This is a genomic window from Chryseobacterium sp. JAH, assembly GCF_001507335.1.
GTDB lineage: Bacteria > Bacteroidota > Bacteroidia > Flavobacteriales > Weeksellaceae > Chryseobacterium.
In genome coordinates this window covers 90775-104660 of record NZ_LMAH01000002.1, presented here as the reverse complement: position 1 = coordinate 104660, position 13886 = coordinate 90775, and the positions used below count along the sequence as shown (strand labels likewise).

13 protein-coding genes and 1 pseudogene are annotated in these 13886 nt (G+C 36.8%); 5 read left to right on the top strand and 9 right to left on the bottom strand.

From position 1 onward, the window contains the following. Nucleotides 1–158 precede the first annotated feature (158 nt). Nucleotides 159–1463, top strand: a complete 1305-nt coding sequence (gene argH / locus AR685_RS04170) for an argininosuccinate lyase (protein WP_059123822.1) — start codon at nt 159–161, stop codon at nt 1461–1463. Between the two features lie 33 nt (nt 1464–1496). Here argH and AR685_RS18385 read toward each other — a convergent pair. The 3 genes and pseudogenes from AR685_RS18385 to AR685_RS04160 all read right to left on the bottom strand — a co-directional run. Further along, nucleotides 1497–1676 (bottom strand): annotated as a pseudogene (locus tag AR685_RS18385) (SecDF P1 head subdomain-containing protein); the annotation flags it as partial. A gap of 56 nt (nt 1677–1732) precedes the next feature. After that, complete coding sequence (locus AR685_RS04165) at nt 1733–2014, bottom strand: hypothetical protein (protein WP_059123821.1); 282 nt, start codon at nt 2012–2014, stop codon at nt 1733–1735. Between the two features lie 60 nt (nt 2015–2074). After that, entirely contained in the window at nt 2075–2536 is a 462-nt protein-coding gene (locus AR685_RS04160; RefSeq protein WP_082671884.1) for an Lrp/AsnC family transcriptional regulator, read from the bottom strand. A 242-nt stretch (nt 2537–2778) separates the two neighbouring features. On the opposite strand from AR685_RS04160, the gene AR685_RS04155 reads away from it, so the two are divergent. The 4 genes from AR685_RS04155 to carB all read left to right on the top strand — a co-directional run bounded on the left by AR685_RS04155 (nt 2779) and on the right by carB (nt 8874). After that, entirely contained in the window at nt 2779–3669 is an 891-nt protein-coding gene (locus AR685_RS04155; RefSeq protein ID WP_047442943.1) for an aspartate carbamoyltransferase catalytic subunit, read from the top strand. A gap of 252 nt (nt 3670–3921) precedes the next feature. Further along, complete coding sequence (locus AR685_RS04150) at nt 3922–4998, top strand: carbamoyl phosphate synthase small subunit (protein WP_047442944.1); 1077 nt, start codon at nt 3922–3924, stop codon at nt 4996–4998. Beyond that, nucleotides 4999–5448 carry an IS200/IS605 family transposase gene (gene tnpA / locus AR685_RS04145; RefSeq protein ID WP_059123819.1) on the top strand — a complete coding sequence of 150 codons (450 nt, stop codon included), beginning with the start codon at nt 4999–5001 and terminating at the stop codon, nt 5446–5448. A 246-nt stretch (nt 5449–5694) separates the two neighbouring features. Continuing rightward, nucleotides 5695–8874, top strand: a complete 3180-nt coding sequence (gene carB / locus AR685_RS04140) for a carbamoyl-phosphate synthase large subunit (protein ID WP_059123818.1) — start codon at nt 5695–5697, stop codon at nt 8872–8874. Between the two features lie 120 nt (nt 8875–8994). Here carB and AR685_RS04135 read toward each other — a convergent pair whose 3' ends face one another. From AR685_RS04135 to AR685_RS04110, 6 genes are all read right to left on the bottom strand, one after another. Further along, the gene (locus tag AR685_RS04135) at nt 8995–9762 is read right to left on the bottom strand and encodes a DUF4262 domain-containing protein (protein ID WP_059123817.1); all 768 of its coding nucleotides are present in this window, start codon (nt 9760–9762) and stop codon (nt 8995–8997) included. 62 nt (nt 9763–9824) lie between these two features. Continuing rightward, nucleotides 9825–10607 (bottom strand): SDR family oxidoreductase, encoded by a 783-nt coding sequence (locus tag AR685_RS04130; RefSeq protein WP_059123816.1) that lies wholly within the window; start codon nt 10605–10607, stop codon nt 9825–9827. Nucleotides 10608–10865: 258 nt separating this feature from the next. Further along, nucleotides 10866–11690: an amidohydrolase family protein gene (locus AR685_RS04125; protein WP_185113236.1), complete on the bottom strand. Its 825-nt coding sequence runs from the start codon at nt 11688–11690 to the stop codon at nt 10866–10868. A gap of 16 nt (nt 11691–11706) precedes the next feature. Continuing rightward, a complete protein-coding gene (locus AR685_RS04120; RefSeq protein WP_059123815.1) occupies nt 11707–12036 on the bottom strand; it encodes an L-rhamnose mutarotase in 330 nt (109 codons plus the stop codon). After that, nucleotides 12033–12884, bottom strand: coding sequence for a fumarylacetoacetate hydrolase family protein (locus AR685_RS04115; RefSeq protein WP_059123814.1), 852 nt, complete (start codon nt 12882–12884; stop codon nt 12033–12035). The genes AR685_RS04120 and AR685_RS04115 overlap by 4 nt, the downstream gene beginning before the upstream one ends. A gap of 213 nt (nt 12885–13097) precedes the next feature. Further along, the gene (locus AR685_RS04110; RefSeq protein ID WP_059124134.1) at nt 13098–13862 is read right to left on the bottom strand and encodes an SDR family NAD(P)-dependent oxidoreductase; all 765 of its coding nucleotides are present in this window, start codon (nt 13860–13862) and stop codon (nt 13098–13100) included. Between the last annotated feature and the right edge of the window lie 24 nt (nt 13863–13886).

Sequence of the window (13886 nt, the reverse complement as noted above, 5' to 3'; positions counted from 1 at the left end):
AGAACCAATAATCAATTCGCACGAGTTTTGGGATTTTTAGAGAATAAAAATATTTTTTAGTGGAAGTTTCCAGTCTTGAACTTTTGTTTCTTTTGTTTGACTACGTCGAATCTTCGATTTCAAGACAAAAGAAAAACTAATGTTTTAAAGAAAAAATTATGAAAAAAATATGGCAAAAAGACGATAATGCCACCAACATATTAGTCAATAAATTTACAGTCGGGAAAGATCTTGACTTTGATGAACGCTTAGCAAAATACGATGTTAAAGGTTCGGTGGCGCACTGCAAAATGCTAGCAGAAGTTGGAATCATTTCCAATGAAGAATCAGCGCAGATGTTGTCTGTTTTGGAAGAAATTTTGAAAGATATCGAAAACGGAACTTTTGAAATTGATAAAACAGCGGAAGATATTCATTCGCAGATTGAATCTATTTTAATTGAAAAATTAGGCGATACCGGAAAGAAAATTCACACCGCCCGCTCTAGAAATGATCAGGTTTTATTGGATATAAAACTGTATTTATTGGATGAAATCCGTGAGATCACAGCTTTAACGGATGAATTCTTTCAAATATTGATTAAACTAGCAGATCAGCATAAAAATGTTTTGCTTCCCGGATATACGCATTTACAGATCGCAATGCCCTCATCTTTTGGGTTATGGTTCGGAGCGTATGCGGAAGCATTGTTAGACGATGTAGAAATGTTGTTCTCGGTTAAAAACATCATTAATAAAAATCCATTAGGATCGGCGGCAGGTTATGGCTCATCTTTCCCGATTGACCGTGAGAGTACAACGTATAATTTAGGTTTTCAATCGATGAATTATAATTCGGTATATGCTCAAATGACACGTGGAAAATCAGAGAAAATGTTGTCGATGGCAATGGCAACATTGGCAGGAACGTTGGGGAAATTTGCCTATGATGTTTGCCTGTATTTAAGTCAGAACTTTGATTTTATAAGTTTTCCTAAGGAATTTACAACGGGAAGCAGCATTATGCCACACAAGAAAAATCCGGATATTTTTGAGTTGGTTCGTGCGCGCTGCAACCGAATTCAGTCGTTGCCGAATGAATTTATATTATTGACGAATAATCTTCCGTCGGGTTATCACCGAGATATGCAACTGACAAAGGAAATTCTTTTCCCTGCAATAGATTCTTTGAAAGAATGTCTTGAAATTTTGACTTATACATTGCCCAATATTCAGGTGAAGGATGGGATTTTGGAAGATGAAAAGTATCAATATCTTTTCAGTGTAGAGAAAATCAATGAAGAGGTGAAAAACGGAAGCTCATTCCGTGATGCGTATATAAAAGTAGGGCAGGAGATTGAAAATAATGACTTTGATTTTGAAATTAAAAATTTAAATCATACCCATCAGGGAAGTATCGGAAATCTTTGTTTAGATAAAATAGAATATCAGTTTAATAAACTAAAAAATAAATTATTAGGATAATTTAGATTAAAAAAAATGTCAATTTAAAGAAAATTATTTTAATTTATTAACTATTAATTCAGTTTCGTTATAAGGCAAAATACTGTTGTATTCTAGCTTACCATCTGATATCTCAGCAACAATCATTGGCATGGTAATTATTTTTTTGTCAACAATTATAGCGATTCCATTTCCAGAGTTCTTAGATGTAGTTTTCTTTAATTTTCTACTTCCTGTTTCATTAAATTAAAATACAACAGTTGGGAATTTATCGCCATTTTTATTTAAAATTATATTTTTATATCAGTTGAAGTAAGAAAAGGAACATTTTCAATTTCGAGAGTATTTCTGTTGCTGGGATTTCTTTGTTCGATAACAAGATAGAGTCCGTTAGGCTTTTCGTAAGTTTTATCAAAAAAATCAGTAAGATATCCTGCGATGTAATTTTGTGCGTCTTTATCTTCGTTATTTTCAAACCTTTCATTATTACCTACATCAACAACTTCGGAAGTATTTTGCGAAAAGAATGAGTTTGATATTATTATTCCTAGTATTAATAATATATGTTTCATTATAAGCGGGATATAGTATTTTTTAATTATTAAGCTAAATGTTTTGATTTAAATAAAAAATTAACCCAAATCAATCTTAAACTTAGTCGACTTCTTCACCTCATGAAGCACAATAGAACTGTGATATTGCCCGATACTTGGAATATTTGAAATGACATTGACGGTAAATTCGTTATAAGAATTAATATCTTTTGCAATAATTTTCAGCATATAATCATATTCACCGGAAAGGCTGATGATCTCCTGAACTTCATCGTGTTGCATTATGTTTTTCTCGAAAGTTTCCAGAACTTTTTTTGACTGTTCTTTAAGACGGACATTGCAGTAAACAACAATATTTAAACCGAGTTTTTCACGGTTCAGAAGACCGACATATTTCTCAATAATCCCCTGTTTTTCCAACTGTTTGATGCGTTCGTAGGTTGGGGTAAAGGTTAAACCTATTTTCTCTGAAATTTCTTTCACCGAGAAAGTAGAGTCTTCCTGAATTATACTGAGAATCATCCTGTCTTTTGCGTCCATAAACTGTATTTGAATTCTAACAAAAATATTAAGAATAAATGAGAATAACCAGCGATTGAAGTTTTTTAATTTTTTTACAATTTTTGCTTTGTCATGTTACCTTAATGTTATATCTTTGCACCTAATGAATAACACAGTATTTATATCATTAGAATTACCGGGCGTAGACGCCCTTTACGATATTTATTTATTTTAAGCGAAGATATTTTCTTCGCTTTTTTTATGTTCAAAAATTAGATTTTATGTTTACGATTACCGAACTAAGTACAGAGAAAATCAATAAGATACTGACGGAAGCTTTAGCTTTTGCCAACGGAAAAACTGCCAAAATTGAGGGCGAAGTGTTCTGTTCAAATCTGTTTTTTGAAGACAGTACAAGAACGAAAACAAGCTTCGATGTTGCCGAAAGAAAACTGGGTTTACAGGTCGTTCCGTTTGATGCTTCCAACAGTTCTGTCAACAAAGGTGAGAGTTTATATGATACCGTAAAAACGATTGAAAGTATCGGCGTAAATCTTGTCGTGATCAGAGATAAAAAAGACCGTTATTTTGATGAATTGAAAAATATCAACATTCCGGTGATCAACGGAGGCGACGGAACTGGAAATCATCCTTCACAATGTATGCTCGATTTACTGACGATCTATCAGGAATTCGGAACTTTTGAAGGTTTAAAAATAGGAATCGTTGGTGATGTTAAACACAGCCGTGTTGCCAATTCCAATGCAGAAGCTTTAAGAAGATTAGGCGCTAAAGTGTATTTCTCAGGACCTGAACAATGGTTTGATGAAGGAGCTTTAATTAACGGCACGTATCTTTCAGTAGATGAGATGATTCACGATGTAGATGTTTTGATGTTATTGAGAATCCAGCACGAGAGACATGATTCAAAAATGAGTTTTTCAGCTTCGGAATATCATAAAAAATATGGTTTGACGAAAGCAAGAGAAAAAACAATGAAAAAGGAAGCGATCATTATGCATCCGGCACCCATCAACAGAGGAGTAGAAATCGATACTGACTTGGTAGAATGTGAACGCTCAAGAATTTTTAAACAAATGCAGAATGGTGTTTTCGCAAGAATGGCGATTTTGAAAAATGCTTTGGAAGAGAAAGGTTTTTCTTTTAAGTAAAAAGGTAAAAGTTAAAGAGCCAAGTGTGACTGCTTTTGAGATTTCTTAAGATTCAATTTTAAATTGCTAAGAAATTTCTACAAAAAGAAATAATGCCAAAGAAAGCCCTTAAAGGGCGACCTGTCAATAGCCATGGGTGAAGCCCATGGAGTTAAAGAAAAAATTGATGTCCGTGAGCCCTTAAAGGGCGGAATCAGAAATCAGACAGGTCGAAAATATTTAGATAAAATAGAAATAAAGATAAAAGTTAAAATGAAGAAAAAATTAATACTGGAGTCCGGTGAAGTATTTCATGGAGAAGGTTTCGGAGCAGATTTGGAGACAGCAGGAGAGGTGGTTTTCAATACCGGAATGACAGGATATCAGGAATTGATTTCTGACCCGTCATACTGCGGTCAGATTGTTTGCATGACGTATCCGCTGATCGGAAATTACGGAATCAACCGTGATGACTACGAAAGCATCGAGCCTGCAATTAAAGGTCTTATTGTAAAAGAAATTTGCGATTTACCTTCCAATTTCAGAACTCAGATTACTTTACAGGAACTGTTTAAAAAGAAAAATCTTTCAGGAATTTCAGGAATTGATACCAGAAGACTGACTAGAATTCTCCGTAACTCAGGTGTGGTAAAAGGAAAAATAGTGAATGCAGATGCAGACGAAAACACAACCGTTGAAGAATTAAAATCAACAACTTTCTCAACGGATCAGGTAGAGCAGGTTTCAACAAAAACTTCTTACGCCAATCCGGGAAGAGGACTTAAAGTAGTACTTGTGGATTTTGGGTCTAAATTAGGAATAATCAGAGAATTATCTCAAAGAAACTGCGACATCATTGTTGTTTCCCATGATACTACAGCAGAAGAAATTTTGCTGATGGATCCGGATGGAATTATGTTATCCAACGGTCCCGGAGATCCTGAAGACAACCAAAAAGCTTTAGAAATGATCCGCGGATTGCTTGGTAAAGTTCCAATTTTCGGGATTTGCCTTGGACATCAGTTGATTGGCCTTGCTTGCGGTGCAAAAACTTTTAAATTAAAATTCGGTCACAGAGGAGGAAATCACCCTGTTTTGGATTTAGAAAAAAATAAAGTAGCGATCACTTCTCAGAATCACGGTTACGCAGTTGATCAGGAGAGCCTTAAAGAAACAGATTTGATAGAGACTCATATCGCATTGAATGACAGGACAAACGAAGGTCTGAAACATAAGATTCATCCTTGCTTCTCAGTTCAGTATCACCCTGAAGCGAGCCCGGGTCCTGAAGATGCGAATTATTTGTTTGATGATTTCATTGAATTAATGGAAAACTTTAAGAATAAATAAATGTCAACATTCCGTCAAATATATTATCAGATTGTATTCAGTACAAAACATAGGAAACCTGTTTTGGTTGAAGCGCATGAAGATCAGTTATACAAATACATTTGGGGAATTGTAAAGAATAAAAACTGCAGACTTTACAGAATTAACGGAATGCCAGATCATATTCATTTGTTTGTAGACTTACATCCATCGGTTTCATTGAGCAATTTTGTAAAAGATATTAAAATTGCAGGCAATAGTTGGATAAAGCAAAGCGGATTATTTCCTGATTTTGAAGAATGGCAAAGTGGTTATGGAGCGTTTACATATTCTGAAAAAGAAAAAGATGCAGTTATTAATTATATTAAAAATCAAAAAGAGCATCATAAGCATGAGTCTTTTGAGAATGAATATAAAAATCTATTGCGAACAAATGGGATTGAATTTGATGAAAAATATTTGTGGGCATAGTTCAACCCATTTCATGGGTTGTTGGGTTGTGATGTCAATATTCAGTCCATAGGTTTCACCTATGGCTAGTAATGTTCAGCCACGTTGTGGCTGTCAAAAAGGATGGCGCATCACAAATTTGGTATGTTGACATAATCATCCCCAAACCCTGAAAGGGTTCAACAACAATAGCCATGGGTAAAACCCATGGAAAAATAGAAATAATTAATTCACGAACCTGAAGAGGTTCAACATTAATAAAAGAAAATGAAAAGAAACGACATAAAAACAATTTTAGTAATCGGTTCCGGCCCAATTATCATCGGTCAGGCGGCGGAATTTGATTACGCAGGAACGCAGGCTTGTCTTTCATTAAGAGAAGAAGGGTACAAGGTGATTTTGATCAATTCAAACCCTGCAACGATTATGACGGATGTTGAAATCGCTGACAAGGTTTACATCGAGCCGATTTCACTTCAGTTTGTAAGTCACATCATCAGAAAAGAGCGTCCGGATGCACTTTTACCGACTCTTGGTGGACAAACAGGTTTGAACATGGCAGTAGAACTGGAAAAATCAGGTATTCTTGAAGAATGCAAAGTGGAAGTTTTGGGAACTACACTTTCAGCGATCAACAGAGCGGAAGACAGAGATCTGTTCCGTGAATTGATGAGAGAATTAAACGAACCGGTTCCGGAATCTGATATTGTAACAACAGTTGAAGGAGCGCTTCGTTTTGCTGACGAGATCGGTTATCCGGTAATTGTTCGTCCTGCCTTCACAATGGGTGGAACCGGTGGAGGAATCGCTGCCAACGAAGCTGAATTGAAGGAAATTGCTGAATTAGGATTGAAATACAGTCCGGTTACGCAGTGTCTGATCGAAAGATCAATCGCTGGTTTCAAAGAAATTGAATACGAAGTAATGCGTGATGCAAACGACAACGCGATTGTGGTTTGTAACATGGAAAATATAGATCCGGTGGGAGTTCACACAGGTGACTCAATTGTTGTGGCGCCTTCACAGACGCTTTCAGACAGAGAATATCAGCTGTTGAGAAACGCTTCACTGAAAATCATTAGGGCTTTAGGAATTGAAGGTGGATGTAACGTGCAGTTGGCTTTAGACCCACATTCATTCGATTACTACATCATCGAAGTAAACCCTAGAGTTTCCCGTTCATCGGCATTAGCATCAAAAGCAACAGGTTATCCGATTGCGAAAATTGCTGCAAAAATCGCTGTAGGATTGACTTTAGATGAAATTATGAATCCGGTTACAGGAAAAACTTACGCTTGTTTCGAGCCTGCTTTGGATTATGTGGTAACTAAATTCCCAAGATTCCCTTTCGATAAATTTGAAACGGCTGACAGAAGATTGTCAACTCAAATGAAAGCAACTGGTGAAGTAATGGCCATCGGAAGAAACTTCGAAGAGTCTCTACAGAAAGCAGTGCGTTCTTTGGAAACAGGCTTGAGACATTTAGGTTTAAAAACAAAACAGGCTGCAGCTTTAACTGAAGAAGATATCGAAAGAAGAATCAGAGTTTGTGATGACGAAAGACTGTTTATCATTTGTGACGCTTTAAGAAGAGGTTACGACTGGGAACAAATTGTAGAATGGAGCAAAATTGATAAATTCTTCATCTGGAAATTAAAGAAATTAGTTGATTTCGAAAAGACAATTGCAGCAAACAGATTTGACAAAGAAATTTTAATTCAGTCTAAAAAATTAGGTTTCTCAGATCAGAATATCGCTCATTTATGGGAATCCACGCAGAGGGAAGTGTACAATTTCAGAAAAGAAAACGGAATTGTGCCGGTTTACAAAATGGTAGACACTTGTGCTGCTGAATTTGAATCAGAAACCCCATATTTCTACGGAACTTATGAGGAAGAAAACGAATCTGTAGTTACCGATAAAGAAAAAATCATCGTTTTGGGTTCAGGACCGATCAGAATCGGGCAGGGAGTTGAGTTTGATTACGCGACAGTTCACTCGGTTTGGGCGATCAAAGAAATGGGTTACGAAGCGATTATCATCAACAATAATCCAGAAACCGTTTCTACAGACTTCTCAATTTCAGATAAATTATACTTCGAGCCTTTGACGGAAGAAGATGTGATGAGCATCATCGACCTTGAAAAACCTAAAGGAGTTGTCGTACAGTTTGGTGGACAGACGGCCATCAATTTAGCAGATAAATTAGCCGCTTATGGCGTTCAGATTTTAGGAACTTCACTGGAAGATTTGGATAGAGCTGAAAACAGAGATAAGTTTGAAAAAGCCCTTCAGGAAATGGGAATTCCTCAGCCTTTAGGAAAAACTTCAACTTCAAAAGAAGAAGCGATTGTGATTGCGAATGAGATCGGTTACCCGGTTTTGGTTCGTCCGAGCTACGTTTTGGGAGGTAGAGCCATGGAAATTGTCTACACAGAAGCAGAATTGGCGCACTATATGGAATTTGCGGTAGATGCAAGTCCGGATCAGCCGGTTTTGGTAGACCGTTACATTACGGGAAGAGAAGTGGAAGTTGATGCAATTTGCGACGGCGAAACGGTAATTATTCCTGGAATCATGGAACACATCGAACGAGCAGGAGTTCACTCCGGTGACTCGATTGCCGTGTATCCGCCACAGAATGTTTCTCAGGCAGAAATTGATACTTTGGTTGATTATACTCAAAGATTGGCTAAAGGATTGAATGTGATTGGTTTAATGAATATCCAGTACGTTCTTTTTGAAGGAAATGTGTATGTGATTGAAGTGAATCCACGTTCATCAAGAACAGTTCCTTTCTTATCTAAAATTACCGATGTTCCAATGGCAAACCTGGCTACAAAAGCAATTTTAGGTCAGAAACTGAAAGATTTAGGCTACAAAAACGGATTGGTTCCAAATAAACAAGGTGTTTTCGTAAAAGTTCCTGTCTTCTCTTTCTCAAAATTAACGAAAGTTGATATCTCTTTAGGCCCAGAAATGAAGTCTACAGGAGAAGTGATGGGAAAAGACACGACTTTGGAAAAAGCTTTGTACAAAGGATTGGTTGCGGCAGGAAGAAAAGTTCCGATGCACGGTTCAATTTTGTTCACAGTGGCTGACAAGCACAAGCAGGAAGCCGCTGATTTAGCTTCAAGATTCCACGAAGTTGGTTTCAGAATCTGGGCAACAGAGGGTACAGCAAAATTCTTCGAAGAAAAAGGCATTCCTTGCAAAATCGGATACAAAATAGGAGAGGAAAGTGTAAACCTAATCGATTTGATTCAGAAAGGAAAAGTTCAGTACGTTGTCAACACGATGACGAAAGGAAAACAGTCTGAAAGAGACGGTTTCCAGATCAGAAGAATGAGTGTTGAGAACGGTGTTCCTTGTTTAACATCAATGGATACAGTTGAAGCGATTCTGAAGGTGATTGAAAGTATGAGCTTTAAGATGGAGACGATGTAGTTTTCGGATTGAGATAAAGTAAAAGCGGAAGATTTTTTCTTCCGCTTTTTTTATTTGTATGATGCTCAATTTCATTTGAAATCTATTCATTTAAGATAAAATAAATTTTACATTGAGAAGTTAATTTTCCTCATCTGTTTCCATTTGATTTCTTTTCCATTCTCCACCAATGTGTTCTCTCTCTGCTTCTTCACCGTAGTCAAGGTCAAAAATCTCATTTAATGTTTTATCACTTTTTATCAATTGTTCTAAAGCAACAATTTTTATGTCTTCCGGCATTTGGTCTCCAGTCAAAAACTGCCAATCTCCTTCATTATCATGAACGACTCTCAAGATAGGTTTCTTTTCTTCAAGCCATTGTCGTGTTGTGAAGGTTGTCAAATTTTTCGGCTCATAAAATTTGAATTCACCATTTCTGTCTAATAGAGGTTGTTTGTAAAGAAATTCATCTTCAAAGCTCTCCTCCCAGGGAAATATGTCATTTCTATCAGTCCAAATAAGTTGCAAAGCATCAAACTTTTCGTCGCCATAATAATTCAAACACGCTCCAAAATAATCCGGAATATTTACCTTGTCCACATTTAAAAATACAGCTCGACTGTTGTCAAATATGTTGGTATAAATTTTTTTGCTGTTGATTTTCTCACCATTCTTTATAATTCTTGCAATATCATTTATAATTCCATGAGCTAGATTCGAAGGAAGTCCGAAGCAAATTATTTCAGGATGATTATAAGATTTTTGTAGACCTATACTGTATGCAAATGAGGGTAGATAATCAGTGGAGCCAACCAAAATCACTTGAAGTCCAAACTTATTAATATTCTGAACGGTTTGCTCACTTAAGTTGCTTTTACTGATACACTGATGTTGATTATCATCTTTCATAGTATGATTAATTTATTCAAATATCAATAATTATATTTAAATAATTATTAACATAAAAATATTTACCCCAAACTCCTGTCCAAATGTACATAGCCACCATCCACATGAATCAATTGTCCCGTGGTATGCGAGGACTTTTGAGATAAGAGAAACGCTGCCATATTTGCAATTTCTTCTGAGGTCGTCATGCGGTTTTCCAAAGGGATTTTTGAAGTAATACTTTTCAGTTTTTCTTCACGATTTTCAAAAGTAGAAATCCACGATTCGTAAAGTGGAGTCCATGCTTCGGCAACGATGATGGCATTCACACGGATGCTGTAAGGCAAAAGTTCGACTGCCCATTCTCTTGTCAAAGCATTTCTGGCACCATTGGCAGCGGCGTAACCTGATGTTCCGCCTTGTCCGGTTTCTGCGGTCTTGCTGCCAATATTTAAAATTGAACCTTTACTTTCTTTTAAATAAGGAAGAGCATGATGTACCAAAAGATAATAATGCACCACGTTTTTATGATAAGATGAAATGAAACCTTCATACGAACCGTTTTCCAAACCAACACCATCGTTCACACCTGCATTATTGACGATTCCATCAATTTTTCCGTATTTTTTTGCAACTGCATCGATCGCTTTTTTACATTCTTCGGGTTGTGAAAGTTCGGTAGTTACGAAGTCGGCATTTCTTCCGTTATCTAAGATTTCCTGAACAGCTTTTTTATTATCATTTTCATTTCTGCCAATGATTACCGGCAATGCCTTTTCTTCGGCTAAAATTTTCGCAATGGCGTTTCCGATGCCCTTTGCACCGCCGCTTATGATGATTATTTTATGTTCTAAATTTAAATTCATAATGTTTTTTTTGATGCAAAGTGCGCAAAGATTTTTTTGACTACTAACTATTTTTAAGTTCGCAAGGGAGTTTGAATACGTCAAATCTTCTATTTCACTCAGCAAAGACTACTACGTTTTGTTATTATAATTTTTAAGTAATTATTTTTTAAACTGCTGTGTTCACATTATTCTCAAAATATTAAACTTAAATCTAATGTGACTCAAGTTTCAAAATCCTTTGCGCCTTTTGACTCCGTCGAATCTTCGATTTGTGGTTTATAAATTATAGAATTTCACTGCATTTCCTGAGAAAAAAAGCTGCTGTTCTTCTTTTGAAAACTGTGTCAAATATTTTGAAATCAATTCTATCCACAAAGCATAATTTCCACCCAACAACATCACAGGCCAGTCGCTTCCGAAAACCAATCGTTTAATTCCAAATTTCAAAAAAACAGAATCCAAAATTTCAAAAATGGATTTTTCATCAGCCAAATTCCAGGTTCCCTGAGTCAAAAGTCCCGAAATTTTACAATAGACATTGGGATTGCGAGCCAATTCTGAAATATTTTCTTTCCAGTCTTTCAGTTTTTTGGTCTTCAGATCAGGCTTACCGCAATGATCCAGAATGAACGGCTGCTCAGGCAGTTTCTCCGAAAGTTTGACCGCATCTAAAAGCTGATCCTGTCTTAATAAAATATCGAAAGTATAATCAAACTGTTGAAGTTTCGAAATTCCATTAAGAACATTTTCTTTTAGTAAAAAACCAAGTTCTTCTCCTTCAGCGATGTGTCGGAAGCCTTTAATCAATTTTTCAGAATGATAATTTTTAAGCGACTCTTCCAGTTTGTCAGAAGCTAAATCAATCCAGCCGACAACTCCTTTAATCATCGGATTTTTTTTAGCCAAATCTACCAAAAAAGCAGTCTCTTCATCACTTTGGTCAGCCTGAACTGCTACGCATCCATCAACCTGATTTTCTTTTAAAAGCAACGAATAATCTTCGGGCAGAAAATCTTTCCGAATTGCCGTCATCTCTTCCGTAATCCAGGCATCGCGCACCGGATTAAAATTCCAAAAATGAACGTGAGAATCTATAATCATTTATTTCAAATCTAATTTATAACGTGAAAATTCTGTCCATCAACCGCCACTTTTCTCCAGCATTCGAATTGGGCAACTGCTGCTGGAATTTCCACATCAATTCTTCCCATTCCTGAACTTTTGGATTGTTTTTATCCAAATCATTTTTAGACTCAAAAGAAAAACTGTCGTCAGCTTCAATGATCATGAACAATCGGTTTTGAAAACGATAAATTTCCATATCAATAATTCCGGAATCCAAAATACTTTGTCTGACTTCTGGCCAGATATTCTGATGATGATTTTCGTATTCAGCAATCAGTTTGGGATCATCAATTAAGTCGAGAGCGAGACAGAATTTTTTCATTCATCGTATGCTTTTACTTTTTGAATACTGCTCCCTAATCGATCAATTCCCAATTCCACCACATCGCCTGGTTTCAGATACCAAGGCTCAGGTTTTTGCCCCAAACCAACACCGGCAGGCGTTCCCGTACTGATAATATCCCCTGGAAGCAAAGTCATAAACTGACTGATGTAGCTCACAATAAAAGGCACATCAAAAATCAGATTGGAAGTATTTCCATCCTGCAAAATTTCTCCGTTCACCTTCAGCCACAAACGCAGATTATGAACATCTTCAATCTCGTCCGGCGTCGCAATAAAAGGACCTAACGGCGCAAAAGTATCACAGCTTTTTCCTTTTACCCACTGTCCGTTTCTTTCCAGCTGAAAGGCTCTTTCGCTGTAGTCGTTGTGCAGAACATAACCTGCAACGTGTTCAAGCGCATTTTCCTCAGAAACATAGCTCGCTTTTTTTCCAATGACGATCGCCAGCTCAACTTCCCAGTCGGTTTTTGTACTTGTTTTTGGAATAATCAGATCGTCATTCGGACCCACAATTGCCGTTGTCGCCTTAAAAAACAGAATCGGTTCCTGCGGAATCGGAGCGTTGGTTTCTGCTGCGTGATCTTTATAGTTCAATCCTACACAGATGATCTTGGATGGTCTGGCCAAAGGGGATCCCAATCTTTCATCGGCAGAAATTTCGGGTAAATTCTGTGTATTTATCTCCGATTTTAAATTTTCAATAGCGTCACCGGAAAAGAAGTTTTCATCGTAATCTTTTACCAGATGAGAGACATCATATCTTTTATCATCAATAATGACTCCCGGTTTTTCCTGTCCCGGTTTTCCGAATTTTATTAATTTCATATTTTGATTATTGTTAAGTTTTGTTTGTAGAATTAAATCCACATATTTTTTTTAGGAGCTTAATCCCGCTATCCACTGTATCTTTTTTGTCATTGCGGACAATTGAGAAAGAAGTTGAACTGTTTCGCAACCGCAATGACAAAAAAGGATGCCGTTTCTATCGGGGCTAGGGTAGTGTAGCCCGAATCAAAGGTTTAGCTTAATTTACAAATTTTAATTGTTCAAAGTAGTAAAGCCACCGTCAATAGGATAATCTACACCCGTAATGAATGAAGCTTCATCACTGCATAAATACAGCGCCAACGAGGCAACTTCCTCAGGCTGAGCCATCCTTCCGATGGGTTGAGTTTTCGATAATTTCTCAAACATTTCTTCAATATTATCAGGATAATTTTTCTGTAAAAATCCATCCACAAAAGGCGTGTGCACACGTGCCGGAGAAATGGAATTGCAACGGATATTTTCACGGATATAATCTTTGGCCACACTCATAGTCATTGCTTTCACTGCTCCTTTTGCTGTACTGTACGCAAAACGGTCAGGGATTCCCACCAATGCAGCAATGGAAGCCATATTGATAATCACACCGCCACCGGATTTTCTGATCTGTGGAATCGCTGTGAACAGACAATTATAAACGCCTTTGATATTGACATTATAAATTCTGTCAAAATCTTCTTCTGAAGTCGTATCTGCTTTTCCGATGTGGGCAATTCCTGCATTGTTGACTAGGATATTGATTGCTCCAACTTGTTCAAAAACAGCTAAAACATCTTTTTGTTTTGAAACATCACAGGCGTAAACTGTAGCGTTTCCTCCTGCAGATTTTATTTTCTCTAAAGTTTCCTGTCCATTCTGTTCTGTAATTTCAAGGATATGAACTTCTGCACCATTCGCAGCAAGCTGAACCGCAATGGCTTGTCCAATTCCGCTTCCTCCGCCTGTCACAACGGCTTTTTTATTTTGTAATGAAAACATTTTTATATTAAAATTTGTTATTAT